Annotated in this window: 28 protein-coding genes; 17 read left to right on the top strand and 11 right to left on the bottom strand. The window is 34.4% G+C overall.

Features of this window, described 5'->3' with window-relative positions; translation table 11 throughout:
- Positions 1-3: 3 nt before the first annotated feature.
- Positions 4-489: a photosystem I reaction center subunit XI gene (locus SYN6308_RS17320; RefSeq protein ID WP_202803917.1), complete on the bottom strand. Its 486-nt coding sequence runs from the start codon at positions 487-489 to the stop codon at positions 4-6.
- 189 nt (positions 490-678) lie between these two features.
- Between SYN6308_RS17320 and SYN6308_RS17315 the strand changes: the two genes are divergently transcribed.
- Positions 679-795 (top strand): photosystem I reaction center subunit VIII, encoded by a 117-nt coding sequence (locus SYN6308_RS17315; protein WP_017295711.1) that lies wholly within the window; start codon positions 679-681, stop codon positions 793-795.
- A 156-nt stretch (positions 796-951) separates the two neighbouring features.
- On the opposite strand, the gene SYN6308_RS17310 is transcribed toward SYN6308_RS17315, so the two are convergent.
- On the bottom strand, positions 952-1,671 hold the full coding sequence (locus SYN6308_RS17310) for an LmeA family phospholipid-binding protein (RefSeq protein ID WP_017295710.1): 720 nt from the start codon (positions 1,669-1,671) through the stop codon (positions 952-954).
- A 152-nt stretch (positions 1,672-1,823) separates the two neighbouring features.
- Between SYN6308_RS17310 and SYN6308_RS17305 the strand changes: the two genes are divergently transcribed.
- From SYN6308_RS17305 to SYN6308_RS25195, 4 genes are all read left to right on the top strand, one after another.
- Positions 1,824-2,579 (top strand): pseudouridine synthase, encoded by a 756-nt coding sequence (locus SYN6308_RS17305; RefSeq protein WP_017295709.1) that lies wholly within the window; start codon positions 1,824-1,826, stop codon positions 2,577-2,579.
- A gap of 177 nt (positions 2,580-2,756) precedes the next feature.
- Positions 2,757-3,581 carry a helix-turn-helix domain-containing protein gene (locus SYN6308_RS17300; RefSeq protein WP_017295708.1) on the top strand — a complete coding sequence of 275 codons (825 nt, stop codon included), beginning with the start codon at positions 2,757-2,759 and terminating at the stop codon, positions 3,579-3,581.
- A 33-nt stretch (positions 3,582-3,614) separates the two neighbouring features.
- The gene (ctpA, locus tag SYN6308_RS17295) at positions 3,615-4,829 is read left to right on the top strand and encodes a carboxyl-terminal processing protease CtpA (RefSeq protein ID WP_017295707.1); all 1,215 of its coding nucleotides are present in this window, start codon (positions 3,615-3,617) and stop codon (positions 4,827-4,829) included.
- Between the two features lie 186 nt (positions 4,830-5,015).
- Positions 5,016-5,153, top strand: a complete 138-nt coding sequence (locus tag SYN6308_RS25195; RefSeq protein ID WP_192816140.1) for a hypothetical protein — start codon at positions 5,016-5,018, stop codon at positions 5,151-5,153.
- 6 nt (positions 5,154-5,159) lie between these two features.
- On the opposite strand, the gene SYN6308_RS22885 is transcribed toward SYN6308_RS25195, so the two are convergent.
- Positions 5,160-5,423, bottom strand: coding sequence for a hypothetical protein (locus SYN6308_RS22885; RefSeq protein ID WP_017295706.1), 264 nt, complete (start codon positions 5,421-5,423; stop codon positions 5,160-5,162).
- A gap of 99 nt (positions 5,424-5,522) precedes the next feature.
- Here SYN6308_RS22885 and SYN6308_RS24075 point away from each other — a divergent pair, with 99 nt between their 5' ends.
- The 3 genes from SYN6308_RS24075 to fic are packed head-to-tail and all read left to right on the top strand — an operon-like array spanning position 5,523 to position 6,610.
- The gene (locus SYN6308_RS24075; RefSeq protein ID WP_071591020.1) at positions 5,523-5,762 is read left to right on the top strand and encodes a DUF4258 domain-containing protein; all 240 of its coding nucleotides are present in this window, start codon (positions 5,523-5,525) and stop codon (positions 5,760-5,762) included.
- Positions 5,759-6,001 (top strand): DUF2283 domain-containing protein, encoded by a 243-nt coding sequence (locus SYN6308_RS17285; RefSeq protein ID WP_017295705.1) that lies wholly within the window; start codon positions 5,759-5,761, stop codon positions 5,999-6,001. The genes SYN6308_RS24075 and SYN6308_RS17285 overlap by 4 nt, the downstream gene beginning before the upstream one ends.
- A gap of 3 nt (positions 6,002-6,004) precedes the next feature.
- Positions 6,005-6,610 (top strand): protein adenylyltransferase Fic, encoded by a 606-nt coding sequence (fic, locus tag SYN6308_RS17280; protein WP_017295704.1) that lies wholly within the window; start codon positions 6,005-6,007, stop codon positions 6,608-6,610.
- On the opposite strand, the gene SYN6308_RS17275 is transcribed toward fic, so the two are convergent.
- From SYN6308_RS17275 to SYN6308_RS17255, 6 genes are all read right to left on the bottom strand, one after another.
- Positions 6,607-6,837, bottom strand: coding sequence for a hypothetical protein (locus SYN6308_RS17275; protein ID WP_017295703.1), 231 nt, complete (start codon positions 6,835-6,837; stop codon positions 6,607-6,609). The genes fic and SYN6308_RS17275 overlap by 4 nt on opposite strands.
- A 228-nt stretch (positions 6,838-7,065) precedes the next feature.
- A complete protein-coding gene (locus tag SYN6308_RS17270; RefSeq protein WP_017295702.1) occupies positions 7,066-8,112 on the bottom strand; it encodes an MORN repeat-containing protein in 1,047 nt (348 codons plus the stop codon).
- 240 nt (positions 8,113-8,352) lie between these two features.
- Positions 8,353-8,616, bottom strand: coding sequence for a hypothetical protein (locus SYN6308_RS25335; protein ID WP_202803867.1), 264 nt, complete (start codon positions 8,614-8,616; stop codon positions 8,353-8,355).
- A 46-nt stretch (positions 8,617-8,662) separates the two neighbouring features.
- Complete coding sequence (locus tag SYN6308_RS22880) at positions 8,663-9,388, bottom strand: MFS transporter (protein WP_202803866.1); 726 nt, start codon at positions 9,386-9,388, stop codon at positions 8,663-8,665.
- Positions 9,389-9,417: 29 nt separating this feature from the next.
- Positions 9,418-10,404 carry an iron-siderophore ABC transporter substrate-binding protein gene (locus tag SYN6308_RS17260; protein ID WP_237741230.1) on the bottom strand — a complete coding sequence of 329 codons (987 nt, stop codon included), beginning with the start codon at positions 10,402-10,404 and terminating at the stop codon, positions 9,418-9,420.
- 141 nt (positions 10,405-10,545) lie between these two features.
- Positions 10,546-13,041, bottom strand: a complete 2,496-nt coding sequence (locus tag SYN6308_RS17255) for a TonB-dependent siderophore receptor (protein WP_017295700.1) — start codon at positions 13,039-13,041, stop codon at positions 10,546-10,548.
- A gap of 240 nt (positions 13,042-13,281) precedes the next feature.
- Between SYN6308_RS17255 and SYN6308_RS17250 the strand changes: the two genes are divergently transcribed.
- Both SYN6308_RS17250 and SYN6308_RS17245 read left to right on the top strand, forming a co-directional pair.
- On the top strand, positions 13,282-13,572 hold the full coding sequence (locus SYN6308_RS17250) for a type II toxin-antitoxin system Phd/YefM family antitoxin (protein ID WP_017295699.1): 291 nt from the start codon (positions 13,282-13,284) through the stop codon (positions 13,570-13,572).
- A complete protein-coding gene (locus tag SYN6308_RS17245; RefSeq protein ID WP_017295698.1) occupies positions 13,556-13,882 on the top strand; it encodes a type II toxin-antitoxin system RelE/ParE family toxin in 327 nt (108 codons plus the stop codon). Before SYN6308_RS17250 ends, SYN6308_RS17245 begins: the two co-directional genes overlap by 17 nt.
- A 61-nt stretch (positions 13,883-13,943) precedes the next feature.
- Here the strand turns inward: SYN6308_RS17245 and SYN6308_RS17240 are convergent, their stop codons facing one another.
- Both SYN6308_RS17240 and SYN6308_RS17235 read right to left on the bottom strand, forming a co-directional pair.
- Positions 13,944-14,963 carry an AraC family transcriptional regulator gene (locus tag SYN6308_RS17240; RefSeq protein WP_017295697.1) on the bottom strand — a complete coding sequence of 340 codons (1,020 nt, stop codon included), beginning with the start codon at positions 14,961-14,963 and terminating at the stop codon, positions 13,944-13,946.
- 77 nt (positions 14,964-15,040) lie between these two features.
- Positions 15,041-16,564: a TonB family protein gene (locus SYN6308_RS17235; RefSeq protein ID WP_017295696.1), complete on the bottom strand. Its 1,524-nt coding sequence runs from the start codon at positions 16,562-16,564 to the stop codon at positions 15,041-15,043.
- 167 nt (positions 16,565-16,731) lie between these two features.
- Here SYN6308_RS17235 and SYN6308_RS17230 point away from each other — a divergent pair, with 167 nt between their 5' ends.
- From SYN6308_RS17230 to SYN6308_RS17205, 7 genes are all read left to right on the top strand, one after another.
- Positions 16,732-17,382 (top strand): MotA/TolQ/ExbB proton channel family protein, encoded by a 651-nt coding sequence (locus SYN6308_RS17230; protein ID WP_017295695.1) that lies wholly within the window; start codon positions 16,732-16,734, stop codon positions 17,380-17,382.
- Entirely contained in the window at positions 17,369-17,770 is a 402-nt protein-coding gene (locus SYN6308_RS17225; RefSeq protein WP_017295694.1) for an ExbD/TolR family protein, read from the top strand. Before SYN6308_RS17230 ends, SYN6308_RS17225 begins: the two co-directional genes overlap by 14 nt.
- A gap of 212 nt (positions 17,771-17,982) precedes the next feature.
- The gene (locus tag SYN6308_RS17220) at positions 17,983-18,675 is read left to right on the top strand and encodes a histidine phosphatase family protein (protein WP_017295693.1); all 693 of its coding nucleotides are present in this window, start codon (positions 17,983-17,985) and stop codon (positions 18,673-18,675) included.
- Positions 18,654-18,794 (top strand): hypothetical protein, encoded by a 141-nt coding sequence (locus SYN6308_RS24990; RefSeq protein ID WP_158412763.1) that lies wholly within the window; start codon positions 18,654-18,656, stop codon positions 18,792-18,794. Before SYN6308_RS17220 ends, SYN6308_RS24990 begins: the two co-directional genes overlap by 22 nt.
- 219 nt (positions 18,795-19,013) lie before the next feature.
- Positions 19,014-19,316, top strand: a complete 303-nt coding sequence (locus SYN6308_RS17215; protein ID WP_017295692.1) for a hypothetical protein — start codon at positions 19,014-19,016, stop codon at positions 19,314-19,316.
- Between the two features lie 8 nt (positions 19,317-19,324).
- Positions 19,325-19,630 carry a type II toxin-antitoxin system VapC family toxin gene (locus SYN6308_RS22875; protein WP_017295691.1) on the top strand — a complete coding sequence of 102 codons (306 nt, stop codon included), beginning with the start codon at positions 19,325-19,327 and terminating at the stop codon, positions 19,628-19,630.
- 172 nt (positions 19,631-19,802) lie between these two features.
- Positions 19,803-22,553, top strand: a complete 2,751-nt coding sequence (locus SYN6308_RS17205) for a DNA methyltransferase (RefSeq protein WP_017295690.1) — start codon at positions 19,803-19,805, stop codon at positions 22,551-22,553.
- Positions 22,554-22,772: the final 219 nt, after the last annotated feature.

Here is a 22,772-nt window from a genome sequence, read left to right as displayed (position 1 = left end):
TGATTATGATGACCAAATACCACTAGCAACTTCAATTAAGGGTTTTAAGTGGGGAGTTTCACATAAAAAGAATGCAAAAAATGCACCGCCACAAGCGCCTAATAAGAAACCACCTGCAAATTCACTCCAACCCTCTTTGGTAGCTAAATCCATAGGTACATTAGGAGTTGTTAAAGTTTCAGTAGGCTTACTTACTCCTACCGCACCATAGATAGATAAACAAATGGTGAGGATGGATACTAAACCAATAGTAGCCAATAAACCAGCAGTAGGTCCATAATCGGTTAAACGGAGAGGTCCTAATACGGCAAAAGGACCGTATAATAAGTAACCATGCGCCATGCCGACTTCTAATCCACGACGATTAGCGGATAAACCTTGACGGTAAGCAGGAAGGGCATTAATAAAGGCTTTGGTAAAAGCTGATCCATTTACAGGTGTGGACAAATTTCCTACTTGAGGATCGTTACCGCAATTAACTACGTCAATACTCATTGCTTTTATGTAATCTCCTTAAAGTTTTTATCAAAATTGAACTATTTTTAGGTTACTTTAACTCGATCGAGGGTGAATGATGATTTTTTGTTAAGAATCTTTATATTTGATCCTTTTTGGTCTAACTTCACAGTATTATCCTTTTAAGTTAATTTTATTTTTTAAAATAGGAACATATCAATCATGATTGGAGATTTTGCAGCCGCTTTTTTACCTAGTATTTTAGTACCTGCCGTTGGTTTAGTTATGCCTGCGGTAGTCATGGGATTATTATTTTTACAAATTGAAAGTGAAGCGTAATCCTTGATTAGGGGTTGCTGAAAAACGCTTCTGATGAGGAGATGTGTTAGGTGTTAGGTTTTAGGTTTTAGGTTTTAGGTGAAACACATCCAAGTTTACTGACTAGGGTGAGAGAGGGTTTATTGATAAGTAAAAAAATACTGTATAGTAAAGTTTTTATTCACTAACAACTTTCAATTTACCGATACAGGATAAATTTTGAGAGGTTACAATTAATTTTTCTAAGGCGACATCGTTACCTAAATCCACTTCAAAGTTATTAATAATAATGTTTTCTATGGTGGGAATGCCAATAATTTCTATGGGGTTGAAAAGAAGGGTTCGATCGTCCTTTAATGTTAAGTTAGAAGTAATGGTGAGGTTAAATTTTTGTTCGATCGAATTAGTTAAAACGGCGGTTAAAATAAACTTATCATCTTTAAGGGTGATATTATGCCAAAAAAAGTTATATTGAGCTAAAATTTTTTCGTAGTCTGGTATTTGTTGATGGTTTAAAAGTAAAGAAACTAAATCAATTAATCCCTGATGTAAAAGAGTAGATTCGAGAGAAGTTTGTAAGTCATTGTCAGATAAAATTACCTCTCCCTTAACGAAAATTGGCTGTAAAAGTTTTAAGGGTTTTCCCCTTAATATTCCTCCTAAATTAACGGCAATATTTTCAGTATTAACGGAGGCTTTACTAACATGAATACCCTGATAAATAGCTTTAGTGGTTTCGAGGGATACTTGATTAATTTTTCCTGTCAAAATTTGCTTATCTCCTGCATGAATTTCCATGGTTAAATCTTCTACGGTTTCTAATTGGCTACGCAACCAAAATTTAATCGCTGGAGTTAGGATATGACTGATAATTTCTGATTTATTTTTAATTGCCATGAATTTTAAAAATTGATTTTAAATAAAAAGAATAAAATTATTACAATATAGACTTGAATAGAGAATTAGTTATATTTTCAATTTCCCTTAATACTGAACATCTTTTCAAGAAATAATTTATCATATTTAAAGTAAGAGAATCAAAAATATTTATGACGGAAAGAGTACAAAAAATTTTAAGAGAATGGGGTATCGCTTCTCGCAGAGAGGCTGAAACAATGATTTCTCAAGGGAGAATTAAAGTTAATGGGGAAAATATCCAGTTGGGAGATAAGGCGAATCCTTTAAAAGATACGATCGAAATTGATGGTAAAGTTTTAAATAAGAATTTTCGCCCTTCGTTAGTCTATATTTTACTGAATAAGCCTAAAGATTACATTTGTACTTGTGATGATCCTGAAGGCAGAAAAACAGTGATGGATTTATTACCTTCTCAGTTAAAATCAGGGAGGGGGTTACATCCGGTAGGGAGGCTCGATCGAAATTCTACGGGGGCGTTATTATTAACTAATGATGGAGAATTGACTCTGAATTTAACTCATCCCCGTTACCACTTAGAAAAAACCTACATTGTCACAGTAAAAGGTAATATTACCAATAAAATTGTACAACAATGGTCAGAAGGATTTATGTGGGAAGGAAAACAAACCCTTCCTGCGGAAATAACCGTGACTCAAAGACATAATAATCAAACTAAAATGGAGATAGTACTTCAAGAGGGGCGTAATCGTCAAATTCGCAATATAGGGGAGTTTTTTGGTTATCCTGTGATTAGTTTACATCGAAAAGCCATCGGATTTCTCAAAGTTGGTTCATTACCTTACGGAAAATATCGTCATTTGACAAAAGAAGAAATTACAATGTTGAAACAAACTGAAAAAGTCATGATAGAGGATTTGAGGAGATAAGCTGAAAGGGAAGACGAGGAAAGAGAGAAGATTGATTGATTTATTCCTAAAAAGAATTTAATTTTTGCGTCTTCTTTGCGTCTTTGCGTCTTTGCGTGAAAAAAATATTACTATACTTTAATGATTATTTTTAAATTTATTTTTTATTTTAATAGTTAAATAGGGACAATATTAATTATGAATTTTTTAAAAAAACCAGCTATAGAAATTATCAATTATGACGAAATAAGGCAAGAACAATTAGATAATATCGCAACTATAATAACAGAAAAACGTTTAGAATTAGAGTTCGATCGAGCAGTTATATCCAATAACTTACACATTCCCATTAGTATCTTAAAAGCCATTGAAAATGGTGATTTATCCCATTTACCTGAACCAGTTTTTACAATACAATTAATCAAAAAATACGCTAATTATCTTCAATTAAATGGAGAAGAATTAACTGAGAAATTTCCTTTAGAATTAATGCCAAAAGTAAAGACTAAAAAGTATATTTTTCAAGGATTAAAATTTAACTTTAGACTAAATATTAAACCACAACATTTATATATATTTTATTTTTTACTCTTGTTTTTTTCCATTAAAAGTTTAAGTACAATCTTAGAATCATCCCTTTTTACTCAAACTAAAATACCCCAAAAACAAGTCATAGAAACAAAGACAAATCCTCCCATTCCTTCCCCTCCCGTTAATACGAATCCCGAAGCTATTTCTATTGTGGAAAAAAAAGAAGAAAAGCCTCCCACTCCCACAGAATTAACGGTTAAAGTCGCCTTAAAAGATGATTGTTGGGTGAGAATTTCCGTTGATGGTAAACCGACTTTTGAGGGTATCCTTACCAAAGGCACAGAAAAACAGTGGGTAGCCAAACAAAAAGTGACTATTCGCGCAGGAAATGCCGGAGGTTTAATGGTGAGTGTGAATGGTGAAAAACCTCAAGAGTTTGGTAAGGTGGGACAAGTACAAGAAAATACTTTTGAAATGCCAACTCGTTTATAATTATACTTATTATTTATAAATTTAATTATCCCTATGAAAAAAATCTGTGTAAATATCGTTATCATTCTACTTATTTTTTGTATTAATTTCCTATATATTCCCCAAGCTAACGCTTATACAGAAGAAGAAAAAATTTTATTGCAGTCGTGGCGCTTGGTAAATGAGGCTTATGTAGATGACTCTTTTAATCATCAAAATTGGTGGCAAGTTAGACAAGAATTTCTTAAAAAACCCTTACACGATCGAGAAGAAACCTATAATGCCATAAGGGAAATGTTAGCGCTTTTAGATGATCCCTATACCCGTTTATTACCCCCAGAAAATTATCACAATTTACAAATTACTACCTCTGGAGAATTATCTGGTATCGGTTTACAGATAAGCATTAACCCAGAAAATAATCAATTAGAAGTTGTAACACCTTTACCTAGTTCTCCGGCGGAATTAGCTGGTATTCAACCAAGAGATCAAATTATAACCATTGATGGTATTGATACTCACACTTTAACCCTTGACGAAGCAGCGAATAAAATTAGGGGAGAAATTGGTACAAATGTAATTCTTGAAATTAAACCGAAAGACAAGGATAACCTTAAAACCTATGAATTAACGCGCGATCGACTTTCCCTAAGTTCGGTAAACTATAACTTAGATAAGTCTAATCCTAGGTATCCTATCGGTTATGTACGCTTAAATCAATTTAGTGCCAATGCCACCCAAGATTTAGCCCATGCTATAGTTGATTTAGAAAAAAAAGGAGTAAAGGGTTATATCCTCGATTTGAGAAACAATCCGGGGGGATTACTACAAGCTGGAATTGACATCGCTCGTTTGTGGCTTGAGCCTAGTACGATCGTTTATACTGTCAATCGTCAAGGAATTTTAGGTAGTTATGACGCTGACGGAGATGCCATTACTGATAAACCATTAGTAGTATTAGTGAATCAAGGTTCAGCAAGTGCCAGTGAAATTCTTGCAGGAGCATTACAAGATAACCATCGAGGAGTTTTAATGGGAGAAAAAACCTTCGGCAAAGGCTTAATTCAATCCCTCTTTGAGTTACCCGCAGGCGCAGGAATTGCCGTTACTGTAGCCAAATATGAGACTCCTAGTCATAAGGATATAAATAAATTAGGCATTACCCCCGATCGTATTGTAACCCAAGAACCGATTAGTTACTTTGAAATTGGCACAGAAAAAGATTTGCAATATCAAAGCGCCCTGGCTTATTTAACAATGAAGAATTAACAGTTGCCTATGCTAATAGCTAAAGCAACTAATAAAATATAATTTTATCCCGACGATCGAACTTCTCCAAAATCGATCGAAACCTATCAAACTGTAGGTTGGGTTAACGAAGTGTAACCCAACATCCTCAAGAATATGATCGTTCTTAGATACAATACTTGAATAAATCTGACAATTAATTAATTGATGACAGAAATAAACGCTAATTATGATGAACCTTGGAAGGAGGCGATCGGGGATTACTTCAATCATTTTTTAGACTTCTTTTTTCCAGAAGTATATATCCCTCTTTTGTCAAACTCCGAATCAACGATCAAAAAATAGAAACAATTATCCTGTAGGAAAATATAATTTAGAACCATGAGTGATCGATAATAAATTATTCAATCCTTCTAATAATCCTGATGAATTTACCATTTTTAACCATGGTGTTATTAACCAAAATAAGATTAATGGTTCAATCATCCTTACTATTTTCTTTAAACTTTTTTTCCAAGTATTTATTTCTTCTATTTCTTCTATTTCTTCCTCTTCTTCTTTTTCAGCTTCGGAAAATAGTAATTTTTTAAATGGTTCTGTTTGCCAACTTACCATGGTATAAATACTATTTATTATACCCCACCACTTTTCAATACTTTGCTATTTTTGTCAAACGATAATCTTTCCATCCTAATTCTTGTTTACACTGCCTAAATCCATATTCTACTAAAGTCATACGGTAGAAATCAAATAAAGTTAGAATGGATTGAAGAAACATTAAAAAGTCCAGATAAAATAGTAGTTTTCAATAGTGAGAGTGTATCTGAAGCTGAAACTTGTTGTTGGAAGTCTATTCCTGAATACGGAAATAGGGCTTTAAAAGTTGTGTATAATCATAGGAAAAATCCCCCGTTAATCATTACAGTTTATTTTGATAGAGGCTATAAAAAATGATTTCTATAAGTGAGTATGATCCTGAAGTGGATGCTATCTATTTTCAGCTAAAAAATGAGGCAGTATTAGAATCGGAAGAAATATCTAAAGGGATTGTAGTGGATTATGATGAGAATAATAATGTTGTTGGATTAGAGTTTTTGGGGTTGCATAATATCACTATTGGGGCAATAAGAAAGTTAAAATCCATTATTTCTAAAGATGATATGGCACTGCTGAAAGAACATATATTATGTTAATTTATGACATTAACCAATAAACTAAACATCACTAATCAGGTTGAGTTGGCAAAAGCTGAGGAAAAAATCAGTAAACCAAAGGCTAAACAACTATTTGACTCTGGGGATATTACTAAGGTAGAGGTTGGCACATTTGCAGGACTTGCTTTCATTCATGGCTATTTATTTGGCGATGTTTATGATTTTGCCGGACAAATCCGTAAGGTGAATATTGCTAAGGGCAATTTTCGTTTTGCTCCTGTGATGTATTTAGAACAATCCCTCAAGCATATCGACAATATGGCTCACGGTAGTTTTGACGAAATTATTGAAAAGTATGTAGAAATGAATATCGCCCACCCCTTCCGTGAGGGCAACGGACGAGCTTCCCGTATTTGGCTTGATGTCATGCTGAAAACCGCCATAAAACAGGTTATTCACTGGAATTTGGTGGATAAAGAGGATTATCTTTCTGCTATGCAACGCAGTGTAGTTAAAGACGTTGAAATCAAAGTTTTACTACAACAAGCTCTCACTGACAAGATAAATGACCGTGTTATCTTTATGAAGGGCATTGATGTGAGTTATTTCTATGAGGGTTATAGTCAATTCAAAACGGAGGAGGTTTAGATTCGATCGAACTCCTCTGGTTCTTGCTCTGAAACTTTAGTAAGTACATTTTGTAAATCTTCCCAACTACCTTTTTTTGCTCTTTCTGCTAGAAAATTTTTATCCATATAGCATAATTGATTAGATAAAGCAATATTAACTAACTCATCTATAGACATATTTTCTTGGCTAGATATATTCTTTATTTTTTCATACAAAGAATCTGAAATTTGAGCATTAATAATCATAGTTAAATTTCTCCTAATAATTGTAAAAATTCTTTAGGTTTTAAAATATTAATCCCTAGTTTTATGACATTTTTGAGATGCTTTTTATTATAGCTGATGATAAAGTTACATTGAGCTTTTAAAGCTAAGTCAATTATAAAATCATCATAAAGAATGGCAACATTTTTCCCAATGCTTGACTTTGATGGATTTATAAATATTAAATCCTCACACTAAATTCTAAATTTCCTAAATAGGTTGATCATCTTTCCAATTACCATCAATTATTGTACCATCGGCAAAATTATAAACCCCTTTACCATTTTTCTTACCATTAGCAAACTCGCCCTTATAGGTATCACCGTTGGCATAATCACAGATAACATTACCATTTAACTGATTGTTTTTGAAAGTGCCTTGACAGACATCTCCATTGGCAAAGGTAAAAATGCCCTTACCTTCAAATTGTCCATTGACAAATTCACCATCATAACGATTACCATTAGCAAATTTATAAATCCCCTTACCCACCTGCTTCCCGTTGTCAAAATCTCCCTCATACACTCCTCCATCGGCAAATTTATAAATACCCTTGCCGTGAGGAATACCATCTTTGATTTCTCCCTCATAATTATCACCACTAGCATATTTTCTGACACCTTTACCTGTTATTCTTCCTTGTTGAAAAGTGCCTTTATAACTACCACCATCAGCAAAAGTATAAATTCCTTCCCCTTGGGGTTGATTATCTACTAATAACCCTTCATATCGATCGCCATTGGCGTAAGTACAAATGCTCTTGCCGTTGATTTTACCATCCGTCACCATCCCTGCACAAGTGTCGCCGTTACTATAGATAAATTTACCTTCCCCTTGGGGTAAACCGTTAACAAAATTTCCCTCATAGCGACTACCTTCAGCAGATATATAAACCCCTTTCCCCTCTAATTTACCCTTTTTAAATAACCCTTCATATCTATCCCCTTCGGCAAAAACTCTGATACCTTGCCCTTCAAATTGACTTTTTTGAAATTCACCTTCATAATAACCACCATCCGCAAAGGTATATTTGCCTTTACCTTGTTTTTCACCTTCGACAAAATTACCCTCGTAGCGATCGCCGTTACTAAAAGTACATTTGCCCTCACCGTTGAGATTACCCCCCGAAACGTTACCTTCGCATTTACCACCATCAGGAAGGGTAATGGTATTAGCAAAAATAGGCAATGATGTCATAGTAAATTCGCTAAGGATTACACTAAGTAAAGATGTGAATAAGAGATTTTTCGCTTTCATAATACTGAATTTCTGCTTTTTTGATGTGATGTTTAAGACTAATGCAGAGTTGATTTATTGATTTTATGATTAATTTATATGTTATCTTAATTAAGAATCTTTAGCAAATAAAATGACAATAAACATGGACTTAGTTATAGGCAAAATCCTTGTTTTGCGGTACAAAAATAGTAACTTTTGAGGAACTTAATATATAGATTTTCGCTTTAAGTCTTAATTTCTAATTGAATTAATTTATGATTAATCAAGAAATTTTGTAACTTTACAGCTAACTAAAATTATCATCATGGCACTTATTCCTATCAATAAAGCCATACCACTACCTGAAGTTAAGGAAAATTGAGACTTCATTAAGGGTTCAAAAATTCGATCGCTCAACACTCCTGCGGTTAAACTAGAGAAAGTTGTAACGATAATACCAATGAGATAATCAGCACCGAAAACCCTACCTTGTAAATGATGAGGAATTTCAGCATACCATATTGCCATATAAGAACTAATCATCAAAGGGTGCTGAAATAACCATGTAAATCGAAGTACAATCCACAAACTAGGAATCGAAATCAAAGCTAAAATTAACATACTGAAACCCGTACCCAAAAAACCGAAATAAAGATATGACAATCACCATTGATAGCAATTCAGGATGGGAGTAAATATAGCGGAATCCAAAGGTTAAGTTATGAATATGATCTACTTTTTCTTGATCTTGTTTGATACTATGGGGAATATGAATAATCAGGATAGAAAAAAATGCGATCGAAAATGTTATCATATCGATTAAGGTAATACCCAATAGACCTATCATCGGAAATAAAACACCTGCCAAAGCCGGAGAGATAATTCCTGCACCATAAGCCACCATCGAACCCATACTACTGGCACGAGTATAATGTTTTTCGGGCAAAATCAAGGGTATAAGAGTAGAGTAGGTAAGGGATTGAATGTTACCAAAGCAACCAATAATCGAAGCAATAAGATAAATATGCCATACTTGCAAAATCCCCAAAAAGGCAAGAATCCCCACGGAAAGAGTACAAAAAGCTGAACCTGTATCACTAATAATTAATAGTTGTTTTCGGGAAATTCGATCGATTAAAATACCGGTTAAAGGGGTAATGATAACTTGGGGTAATTGATAAAAGACAAGGATAAGTACGATGGCGGTGGCTGATTCGGTTTTTTGCCATACCCACAGAGTTAGGGTAAAATAAGTCATTCCACTACCCACTGAGGAAAATAATTGCCCAAACCAAAGAATAATAAAGGTTTTCACATTAATTAAAAAATATCTCACGCAAAGGGTTATAATGTCGGTAGTAGTTGTTTTTTAAGCTCGTTAAGGTATAATTCTGTGCCGATCGCACCTGTTAAACCGAAACATAAATAAGCAGGAATATAATAAACTTTTCCTTCTTTACTCGCTGATAAAGATTGCGCAATCTCATTTTTTGACCATTCTTTTTGTAATTTTGTCACCTGATGTTGCCCAAAATTATTCATATCTGTCAGAGTCTCTAATTGAGTAAAGTCATAACCTAGCAAGATAATTAAATCCGCTTCCTCTAATTGTGGTAATACTTCCAATGAAATCGTGGTAAAACTATCCGATGGTGATGAATTTGACTTCTGAGGAGATACCAATTCAAATCCCAAATCTTTGACTAACGAACTACATAACCCTCTCGAATTATCAGAAACAAACTCTTGCACTCCTGTCGCCCGAAGTAAAAGCACTTTTGGATATTTCTCGACAATGGGAGTAAATTCTGTTTTTGCTTCCGTTATTTTGGCTTTCGTTGTCTGTAATACTTTCTCCGCTTCCATTTCACTGTTAAACGCCTGTGCGATCGCCCTCATACTTTCTTCCCCATCAGCCCAATTTACCAAAACAGTGGGAGCAATTTTTGATAAAGTTTTGTATTGTTGGGCATTATTACTTTCAATGCCTAAAATTAAATCAGGTTTCATCTTTAAAATACTTTCCAAATTAGGACTATAAGCAAGTCCTACATTCGTCATCGATTCATTGAGATACTTTCCTAAATAGGGAATTTGTTGAACAGGATTCGTATAATCTTGACTAGAAAAATTAACTTGATCTGCGAATGCTACAGGTTGAATTTCTAAGGCTAAAAGATGCTCTAAAACATTAGGACCAAGTGCTATAATGCGTTTAGGTTCGCCACATACTTTCGTTTTCCCTATTTTATGACTAACTTCACGACAATTATCATTATCATTATTATTGTTAGAGTTAGAAATCTCAATATTTTTATTACAAGAAATCAAAAAAAAACTAATTATTATTAGTAGAAAATAGTTAAAATTTTTCATATAATTACTTAATCTATTAGTAGGTTGGATTAGCCACAGCGTAATCCAACAAAATTTTTTCTAAAAAATTAGACGATCGAACCTATTAAAAACATCTTAAAACTTAACCGAAAATGCTCCAATTACAGAAAAAGGTTGCCCCGGAGAATTACCAAATAGACGGGAATTGTTGGTACTGCTAATATATTCTGCATTAAATATATTATTAAAATTTAAACCCACACGCCAATCATTTTTCTCGTAAAAAATCGCCATATTTGTCACAAAATAACTATCAATCTCAAAACTATTGGCTAAATCTCCAGCGCGATCGCCCACATAATTAAAACCTAAACCTAAACCTAAACCCTCCAAATCTCCCTCTTGAATTTGATAGGTAGTCCACAATCCGGCACTATTATAAGGAGCATTAAACAAACGATTACCGATGGGAATAGTATTATCATTAGTAACTCTGGCATTCGTATAAGCATAATTAGCGATAATATTCCATCCGGGCAATATTTCCCCCACAATATCAAACTCAATACCATTACTACGTTGCTCCCCTGTCGTCACTGAGAAAAAAGCATTATCAGGATCACTGGTGGCTACATTTCTCTTACTTATATCAAAATAAGCTAATGTGGCTAATAATTTTCCCTCTAAAAACTCCGCTTTTACTCCAAATTCAAAACCTTCCGCCCTCTCTGGTTCAAGGGTATCACCATTAGCAGTCTGCCCCAAGTTAGGTTTAAAAGATTGAGAATAATTGCCATAAATCGACACCGTTTCAATGGGTTTATAAACTACCCCAATTCTCGGACTCCAGTTATTATTGGACTGGCTAGTATTTTGAGCAGTATTCCGAAAAGTAACGTCATCATAACGCAAACTAGCCAATAAGATAAACTGTTCACCAAAGGAAATTTGATCTTGTAAAAATACTCCCACTTGATCATATTCCGTATTAAAGGGCGGAAAAATAGGAACATTAGTTAAATCTGGACGGCGAACTAATCCATAAATGGGATTAAATATATTAATGGGCGTTGGTTTAGAAATATCTATTTTTGTACCTTGATCATCGAGACGATTAAAATTCAAATCAACTCCAGTCAGTAACTCATGTTTAACATTTCCTGTCTCAAATTTACCTAGCACACTCGTATTAACACTATAATCATCAGCACGATAATTTCTCTGGGCAAAAAAGCGTAGTAAATCCCCTGTTTTTTCGTCAAAATTAAAGGGTAAGACAGTATTGACATTGTAGCTTTGCCCCATATAACGAAAACCATGATTTAATCTCCAATCATCGTTAAATCGGTGTTCAAAATCATAACCAACGGTAATAGATTCATTGGTAGCTACGTCATTGGGTTCGTTGATAATCCTTTCACGGGGTACAGAAACAATTTTATTTCCTTGAGCAACTAAACCTAAATCAAAGGAATAATCTTCGTCTAAATATTCCATTAAGACTGAGAATTTCGTTTTTTCTCCGATATTAGCCGTTAAAACGGGAGCTATAAATATTTTTTTTGTATCCGTGTCAAAGTCTCGAAAAGTCTTACCATTCTGATAGGCAAAATTTAAACGAGATAATAGGCTTTTATCTTCTGTTAATGGTACATTGAGATCGAATTGAGGACGTACTAAACCATAACTACCCAGTTGAAATTTAGCTTCTAAGAAAGGATCAGCTAATGGACGTTTTGTCACTAAATTAATAATACCCCCCGGATCGTTTTGTCCATAAAGCACGGAAGAAGGTCCTTTTAATACTTCGATTCTCTCTACGTTAGCAGTTTCCTGAGAACCGAAATTGTTATTAATTCTAAAACCATCTCGAAAAACCGCCCCCCCAGTAAAGTTATCTGTGGTAAAACCTCTAATGGTTAACCTACTCGCTACCCCAAAGGGATTCAAATTACCTATTACACCACTAACGTTACGCAAGGCTTCATCTACCCTAATCACTTGTTGATCTCTTAATATTTGTTGGGGTACAACTTGAATGGATTGAGGTGTATCCAGAATTAGGGTATCCGTACGAGTTGCGCTGGTGGCAGAAGGCACAAAATAATTATTTTCTTGGGGTGCTTCTCCTGTAGCGATGATTTCGATCGAACTCTCTGTCTGTGCTGTAGATGTGCCTTGTTTTGCCGTTAAAATCGTCTCCAAAGGGCTTGTTTGAATGTCCACGATCGGGGGAGCGTTCGTGCCTGTAATAGTTACTCTAACTCGATTATCGGGCAAATTAACCACATTAATTAAAGGGATACCTTCTACGGGATTACTAAGCAAAAATTCCTCTCCAGTAGCAAGATTCAGCACCACATTAGGAATATCGGCAATAAGGGCGTTTTCTGTTATAGAAATTTCAGGAGAGGATAATTGTTGATTGGTTTGCAATAAAAGATTAATGCCTTCTTCCGTGGGAATTACTTTAATATTGGTAATCTCAATAATATTGACTTGTGCCGTTTCTGCCGGTGAGTTATTGATAATATTTTGCTCAATAATCTGTGATTCTTGGGCTAACACCGATGGACATAAAAAACCTAAAGTTAAGACAGTCAGCGATAGATTTTGCCTGATTTTCTTCATTTATTTTTGCTCCTCACTTTTCATAATTAATGAAAATATTTACTATTAAGTGAGTCAATGATAAGAGATGGAAGAAATACTAATCTTTGTGAAACGGACTTTTTTCTTTGTGAAACGGACTTTTTCAAGAAATATGATAGAAATTTAATCTCAAAATTTCAAAAAAAGTATTGTTGGTTTTTGTTTACATTAATCTTTGTGTGCTAAATTAGATGTAAATTTAATGTAAAATTATTACTCATGATTAATCTAAGTCGAGATATTCAATCTCTTTCTACATTTAAGCGTAATACGAATGATTTAATCAGTCAAATGAAGCAAAGCGGTAGCCCGATGATTTTAACCGTAAATGGCAAGGCAGAAATAGTCGTACAAGACGCTATATCCTATCAACAATTATTAGATAGAATTGATCGCCTTGAGACAATTTTAGGGATTCAAAGGGGTTTAGCTGATGTGAAACAAGGTAATACTCAATCTTTGGACGATTTTATGAAAGAGATGGAAATAAAACATGACATACCAAGTTAAGTTAACAGCCTATGCTAAAGGCGAAATTGAGTCAATTTATTTGTGGCAGAAAAAATATGATCGCAATTATGCTGATTCGTGGTTTCGTGGTTTAATGAACACCATTGCCACTTTGCAAGAAAAACCTTTACGTTGTGCTTTAGCAAGGGAAAATAATGATTTTATGGAGAAGATTAGACAGCTAATTTATGGTAAAAATACTAATCGTTATCGAATTATTTTTATGATTGACGGTGATTTAGTTCATATTTTATCTGTACGTCATGGCGGTAAGTCGAATCTTGATTTCAATCCTTTGGATTTAGAGTAAGTGGGGATTGCTGAATAATCGTAAAACCCCTTAACACTATTCTCAATTTTCGATTGATTTTTCACTTGCTTAATTGATAGTTTTTTGGACTTTGAGCAAATTTACGCCTAAATGCGGTGCTAAAGGCTTCAGGGTTGGAATAGCCCACTCTATGGGCTATTTGGGCTATAGTTAAATTAGAATCTCTTAGTAATTCTTGGGCTTGTTCCATGCGATAATTATACAAGTAACCAAAGACTGTTGTACCGAATAGTTGTTTAAATCCCTGTTTTAATTTACGATCGTTCAATCCCACCTTTCTCGCTAATTCTTTGATAGAAGGGGGATTAAGAGAAGATTTAATTAAAATATGTTTCGCATATTCTACTCGATCGAGGTCATCTTTTTTGAGACTTAATTGTTGAGGATTAAGTATTGATGAATCAACACTACTGAATTGTAAAGCAAATAATTCTAAGGCTTTACTTTCTAAATATAATTGCTTCGTTAAACCATGATAAGGACATTGATAAATTTGAGATAATGCTCTTAATATTTCAGGATTATTTCTTCCTAATGGTAAATGAAATTTAGAAGTTCGATCGCCATTAATTAAGTTAAAAATAGGATGAGAATTTGTTTTTTCTCCTGTGTAAAAACCTTGAAAATAGTCCACTGGTGCATAAATACTGATTACCTTAATAGGTGTATTACAAGACCATTTTTCTATTTCCATTAAATCGGGTAAATGGTAAAGATAATTTTTACCCGTAGATTCAGTATAATTGGGTTGAATTTCAGATGTATTAAAAGTTTTGACAGCAGACATTCCTGAAAGATAAAAATGTGATGTTAGAGGGAAAATACTTTCATGTTTACGCTCTAAGTACATAGTTTCTTTCAACTGTGCCTCAATAATTTCGATGGTTAACCCCCCTCTTAAACTAATTTGACGATTATATCCTCTGCCCAACTGAGGGGAAAAATGAATAATTGCTTCTTGATTTTTAACTTCAAAAGTTAACTCATTCCAATCCACCTTTTGACGACGATTAGCCAAAAGGATAACTGTATTAGGATCAAATATTTGAGATTTATCCATATTGATTATGACAAGAAGTAACAATTATTTGTGATGGAGAATCCCTTTTGATAACCTCTAATTCAAGGGCAAAGTCCTCAATTTTGGTCATTTTCTTGAACCTCAATGTTAGGTGAAGGTATTTCAGTGGGCAATATTTCTTTCGATTTTACTTCTAACTCCTGCTGTTTTTTCAATTCTGTTTCTCTTTTTTCCCTTTCAATTCTAGCTTGTGCCTCCCTTTCCTGACGCTCTTTTTCTAACTGTTGCTGACGTTGTAATCTTTCTTTTTCCAGTTGTGCTTGTCTTTCTTGACGCTCTTTTTCTTCGCTTAATCTTGCCTGTCTTTGCGCTTCTTCTTTCTTCTGACGAGCAAGTCGATCGAACTCTGACCCAGCTACAGTAAAATTAATACTAACCTGCACCGAAGCATTATTCACCCTAGGAGAAGAAAAACGCATTTGTCGGGCGGCTAACAATGCCTGTCGATTTACTTCCCCGTTACTATGGGGATTAACTACACTCACCCCTAACACATTACCGCTACTATCCAAATTTACCTTAACCGTGGCTTTGCCTTCTACCCCTTGTAACTCAGAAGGATAAGAAGGATTACAATTACTAATACATTTGATACTCTCAGGGGGGGGAGAAGTGGGTTTAGCTTGGGGGCGTTGTGGTACAGATTGACTGGTAGCAGCGATATTGCTAGGAATACCAGATACCGTATTTTTCGAGTTATTGTTACTGTTTTGACTATTGCCACGACTCAGGCTATTTCTTAAATTACCTACTCCCTCCCCTTGATTATTGGTGTTATTAACAGCAGTGGGAGTTTTACCATTACCACGAGATAGTCTGCCACTGGAAACGGGTGTATCTTCACTCATACGCGCAACGGTGGAAGTTGAATTACTATTGCTATTTTCTACCCTTGCAGTGGAGTTAAAGCTATTACTTAAAGGGTTATTACTACTATTCTCAACAGGTTTTACGGCACGGGGGGCGTTATTTCTGCCTAAAGTGTTACTGGTTAAAACCTCTTGAGGTTGAGTGATAGAAGGTTGAGGGGAAGGGGTGATAGTGGGAGAGGGTGATAGTGGGAGAGGGGAAGAAGTGGATGTTACTTGAGGTTGAGGGATATTTTCAACAATTTCTGGAGTTTTTTGAGGTTGGGGGTTATTTTCGACAACTTCTGGGGTAATAAGCGGTTGAGGAGTGGGGGTTGTTTTTACAACTTGTGGCGCTGGAGAAGGGGGAGTTATTTCCCTTTTAGTTACGGTGGGTTGAGGTTTAACTGTCTCTAATTTCGGTTGCGGTTGCGATTTAACTACTTCTTTTGGTTGCGGTAAAGGAGGCTTAACCGTCTCTAATTTTGGTTGCGGTTGTGGTTTTACTTCTGGTTTCGTGACGGGTTTTTCTTCTGGCTTAATTTCAGGCTCTTGTACTACTATAAATTCTATAGGCTTAATTTCTTCTATCAAAGGTTTTTCCATGGAATTTAGCACGGTAAACATAATACCATGAAGGGCGATCGAACCGAGAACCCCAACGGTAATAAGTTGACGAGTTTTATCGGCTTCCTGTTGACGTTGCTCAATACAAGTTACTGAATAAGTCATGATGAATCAATTATCTAAGGTAAATCGGGCTGAAAGATTTTATTTCACTCTTACATTGCAAATATTTTCTGATACTATTGCTATTTATTTGCGTTAACAGTTAAACTTTGCTATATTAAAATATTAAATTAATTAATAATAATTTGCAACTAAATTTTAGCAAGTAAATGTCAACTATTGAACTATTACAAGCAGGTGGTATCGTCTCAATTCCCCTGTTATTCTTTTCTGTTATTACGATCGCACTCATTATAGAGCGTTTTTGGTTTTGGATGAGAATTAAGTCAAGGGAAAAGGTTTTAGTGAAAGAAGTATTAAAAATTTATCGCTCAGATTATGTAACAGCTATTGATAAGTTGCGTAAAAATATAGATTTACCTATGGCGAGAATCTTCTTAGAATCCCTCGAATTAGAAAATCCTAATGCAACAGAATTTCGTTTAGCATTAGAAACTGCTACCCAAGCGGAGTTACCCTTATTGAAAAGATTTAACACTTTTTTTCAAACAGTGATTACTATCGCACCTTTATTGGGATTACTCGGCACAATTTTAGGTTTAATCCAATCTTTTGCCTCCCTTGAGTTAGGTAATGCTGGAGGCACAAACACCGCAGGGGTGACAGGAGGAATTAGTGAAGCCTTAGTTTCTACGGTAATGGGTTTAGTAGTTGCGATCGTTACTTTAATGTTTGCCAATGTTTTTCGCTCATTTTATTTGCGTCAAATTGCCTTAATTCAAGAATATGGGGGGCAATTAGAACTTTTGTATCGTCGTTTTTATGAAGAAAAAGGAGAAAAATCCTATGCGAATACCTGAAGAGCAAGATGTGCAAGGAGAGATTAATATAGTGCCAATGATTGACGCTATTTTCTCTATTTTGGCATTCTTTATTATATCTAGTATTTCTTTAATTCGATCGGAAGGTTTACCCGTTAATCTACCCTCTGCAACCACCAGTGAATCGCAAAAAGTTGCCCAAATTAATGTCACCATTCAACCTGATGGCAAAGTTTTCTTAAATAAACAACCCATTCAAGTTAATAGTTTACAGGGTGCAGTCACAAAATTAATCCCTGAGAATCAGCAAGGAATGATTATTATTAATGCCGATGAAAAAGTAAATCATGGCATAGTAGTTGCCGTTATGGATGAAGTAAGACAGGTTAAAGGGGCTGGTTTGGCGATCGCAGCTAATAAAAAATAATGATGGGGAAGGGGTGATGGGGAGATAGGGAGATGAGGTGATGAGGAGAGAGGGAGATATTTTTGTTAATGCTAATTCTTAACTCAGTTAAAAATACACCTTTATTAAGCCCTGATAATAACGCAAAATTGTCATTCTGAGCGATAGCGAAGAATCTAAAAGTGCTGATAAATAAAGGCTAAAGCCATTACTACTAACATTAAATAAAAAACATGATAAGAAAACAAATATTAATTGTCACATCTTTACTTCTTTGTTTAAATCTTGCGTCTTATTCTCCTGTAAAAGCAGAATCAGTTAATTTGATAGCACAAAATGAAGAAATGAGCGAAGGGGAAAAAGCCAATGCCGAATTTAAAGACACCATGAGTGGCACTGAATTAGTTAATGCTTTACGTCAAGGGGGATATATAATTTATTTCCGTCATGCTCAAACAGAAAAAGACTATGCTGATCAGCTTAACGCAGTTATGGGGGATTGTTCCACCCAGAGAATGTTAAGTGAAGTGGGTTGGCAACAGTCGAGACAAATTGGGGAAGCCTTCCGTCAGTATCAAATTCCAGTGGGAGAGGTTATTTCTAGTCAATATTGCCGTGCGTGGCAAACGGCGGATTTAGCTTTTGGTAAGTATGTTAAAAATGGCGCTCTTAATTTTCCGAAAGCCGAAGACTATACCGATGAACAAATTGTGCAAATGAAAGCTCAATTAATGCCCATGTTAACCGCAGTACCGAAAATGGGAACAAACACCATTATAGTCGGTCATGACGATCTTTTTGAGGCGGCTACAGGTATATATCCAGAACCTCAAGGTATGGCGTATGTAGTAAAACCTGACGGTAAAGGAGGATTTGAGTTAATCGCCAATGTGAAAGCCGATGAATGGATGAGTTTAGGGAATTAATTAGACATATCCAACAATTAACATTTTTTCTTGGTAGTTTGGGCTTCTATCCCAATTTCTGGAAAAGTTTATTAGACAAAAAAGCCGTTGAGTTAGTGTTTAGTATAACCATTCACTAACTGAAATACGGCACAAAACACAAATACAAATAATATCTATAGTGTACAGAATCTGTGTATATTTTTTGTTTCAGTCGCCCTGAAACATTTTTCTTATTCATAGGTTGGGTTACACTAACCCAACAAAAAAAAACTTTGATGAAATAAATCTATTAAGTGAAAAAAAAAGAGATATAATTAATTTATAATAATTTCTAATTCAGATTAAAGTAAATTAATATGGAAGCCACAAAAGTTAAAGGTATAGTTAATGAAAAAGGAGAATTAATAATTGAAGATGAGATTAATCTCACTGCTGGAGAAGTTAAAATTGTTATCTTAAAAAACGATAATTTAAAGAATATTAAAAAAGAAAATAAATTATCAATTAATCAAGAAGAAAAAAAGATAAATAAACCTATTTGGGAAATAGCTGAAAATTTAATTGAGGATATGAGTGAAGCCGAAAAAGCAGAAATGCCAAAAGATGGAGCATTAGAGCATGATCATTATATTTATGGAACACCTAAGATAAATAAATAGATTAACCCATGAGAAAAATTTTTGTAGATACTTTCTATTGGGTAGCTTTAATTAATCCTCAAGATGATTGGCATAAAGAAGTCTTAAAAATCAGTTATTTACTTTCAGAAATAACTTTTGTCAACACTGAAGAAGTATTAACAGAAGTGTTAGCTTTTTATTCAAAATCTGGTTATAATCTCAAAAAAAGAACGACAAATTTTGTTAAAAGTATCTTAGAAAATACTCAAATAGAAGTAATTGAACAAACTCATAAATCATTTAGTTTAGGATTTAAGTTATATCAACAACGTTTTATAATTCTTTTCCCATAGGTGTTGCTGAATTAAGATATGATTAGCCTCTAAGGGAGGAAAGGGAAAAGGGTGATAAGGAGAAAGGGTGAAAGGGTAATTATCTATATATATTTTTTGGTTTTTTTTCACGGCTAATCCACCCTACTTGTGAGTTATAATACAAAGTAGTTTAGTACGATCGAGCCTTTCCATGACAGACAACCATCAAGATAACCTCGAAAAATTTATTACCTTTTGTCAACAACATATAACTGGACAAGAAAGGAAAGAAGCCCAAATATTTCTCGATCGATTTTTTCAGGCTTTCGGTTATGATGGTGCATTGGAAGCTGGGGCAAAATACGAAGAAGCTATTAAAAAGGGTAGCAAAAAGAAAAATACTGGTTTTGCTGATTTAGTCTGGAAACCTAAGCTACTGATTGAGATGAAAAAGCGAGGGGAGGACTTATCGAAACATTATGCCCAAGCCTTTGAATATTGGTCAAGACTTGTACCCGATCGACCCCGTTATGTGATATTATGCAACTTTGATGAATTTTGGATTTTCGATTTTGACTTACAATTAGATGAACCTGTAGATACAGTCAAGCTAGAAGATTTAGGCAAACGCTACTCCGCCTTTAACTTCATGGCAAGGGTAGAAAGTAAACCCATCTTTAATAACAATCAAGTTGACGTTACCGAAAAAGCAGGGAGACGACTAGGGGAATTATTCCAAATCTTGCAACAAAGACTTAATTTTCGCCCCCCTACCCCCAATTCTGGGGGAGTGACAACGGAAAAAGTCCCCACTCTTGGGGATTTAGGGGCAAATCCTATCCTCAAAATTCAACGCTTTATCCTCCAATGCGTCTTGGCAATGTTTGCCGAAGATAGGGGATTATTACCCAATGATTTATTTCTGCGTTGTGTAGAAGAATGCTTAGAAGGTGCGAGTAGTTATGATATATTAGGTGGTTTATTCCGTGAAATGAATAACAAAGGAGTCACTCCCGCAGGAAAATATCAAGGAGTCGAATACTTTAACGGTGGTTTATTCAGTATAGTAGAACCGATCGAACTTACCAAGCCCGAATTAGAGATATTGGCAACCGTTGCGAAGCAGGATTGGAGTAAAATTCGCCCTGCCATTTTCGGAAATATTTTTGAAGGCACAGTTAACGCTAAAGAGAGACATAGTTACGGAATGCACTATACTTCTGAAGCGGATATTATGAAAATTGTGCGCCCAACTATTAGTAAATATTGGGAAGAATTAATCGACAGTGCAAATACCATCAAAGAATTAACTAATTTACAACTCAAATTACAGGAATATAAAGTATTTGATCCTGCTTGTGGTAGTGGAAATTTTCTCTACGTTGCCTATCAAGAATTAAAAAGAATTGAACAGTTATTGTTAGACAAAATTAAGGATAAAAATAAGGGTAAAAATCAACAAATTAATATGAGTTTTGTGACTCCAAATCAGTTTTATGGTATGGATATAAACCCCTTCGCAGTGGAGTTAGCAAAGGTAACTTTAATGATAGCGAGAAAAGTTGCGATCGACAAGTTTAATTTAACCGAACCTGCGTTACCTTTAGACAGTTTAGATAATAACATAATTTGTACAGATGCTTTATTTAGTGACTGGATAAAAGCCGATGCAATTATCGGAAATCCTCCCTTTTTAGGAGGAAAACACATGAGATTAAATTTAAGCGATGAATATGTAGAGAAAATATTTAGTAAGTTTAATGATGTTAAAGACTCAGTGGATTTTTGTAGTTATTGGTTTAGAATTGCCCATGATAATTTAACAGAAAATGGCAGGGCGGGATTAGTAGCGACTAACTCTATTTCTCAGGGAAAAAGCCGTAAAGCATCCCTTGATTATATTATGCAAAATAAAGGCTATATTCACGAGGCAATTTCTACTCAAGAATGGTCAGGGGAGGCAAATGTTCATGTTAGTATTGTTAATTGGTGTAAAATTATTCCTAATAGTTATATCTTAGATAATTATTCAGTAAATAGTATTAATTCCTCTCTCACTTCGGAAATAGATGTTACTCAAGCTAAAAAATTAAAGATAAATCAAAATATCTGTTTTCAAGGAGTTTTACTCGTAGGAAAAGGCTTTATTATTACTGAAAAACAAGCTAAAGAATTGATAGTAAAAGATAGTAAAAATAAAGAAGTAATTAAACTATTTTCTATGGGAGATAATTTAGCAAGTAATCCTCATGGAAAACCTGATAGATGGATTATTGATTTTAATGATTTAAGTCTTGAATCTGCTAGTGATTATAAGTTACCTTTTCAGTATCTTCAAGAAAATGTTAAGCCAGAAAGGTTGAATAATAGAGCAAAAAGAGCGAGAGAAATTTGGTGGCAATTATTCGCACCTCGCCCTAATTTAAGAAAGGCTATTAAAGATTTATCCATGTGTTTTGCTGTGCCTAGAGTGTCTAAATGGGCGATATTTATTCCTTTTAATACTGAATGGTTAGCAGGAGATAAATCAGTGATTATTGCTTCTGATGATTTTTATATTTTAGGTATTTTAACCTCAAAAATCCATCGTATTTGGGTTAAAGCTCAATGTTCAACATTAAAAGCTGATACCGCTTATACTAATACCACTTGTTTTGAAACTTTCCCGTTTCCCTCACCCCCAACCCCTCTCCCAAAGAGCGAGGGGAGTAATAAAATTGTGCAACAAATAAGAGATAAAATGGTAGAATTGCACGATTATAGAACAGAACAAATGAATAAAAAACAATGGGGAATTACTCAGTTATATAATGCCTTTTTTCATGAGCCTAGTAGTAAGTTATATCAACTTCATCAACAGTTAGACAAATTAGTAATTAAAGCCTATAATTTTGATGAAAATGGAGATATATTAGAGCAATTATTAACCTTAAATAGTTTGATCGTTGAAAGAGAAAATTAATTTTTAACTGATTATTTAATACTAATAATTATGATAATATTTTTGTGAACTCACTTGAGTAGAGTTATGCTTTTAACAATGAAATTTATTTCATTGTGGGTTAATTATTTTGAGTGATAAATTATTTTTTCATAACGGTTTTGATTCATAACTCACTTTGCAATAAATTGACAAAGCTAATAGCTAAAGTTTGCTAAAGCAACTAGAGAAATATTATTT

Source organism: Geminocystis herdmanii PCC 6308 (assembly GCF_000332235.1).
GTDB lineage: Bacteria > Cyanobacteriota > Cyanobacteriia > Cyanobacteriales > Cyanobacteriaceae > Geminocystis > Geminocystis herdmanii.
The sequence above is the reverse complement of the archived record's forward strand: the minus strand, read 5'-3'. Positions and strand labels throughout refer to the sequence as shown.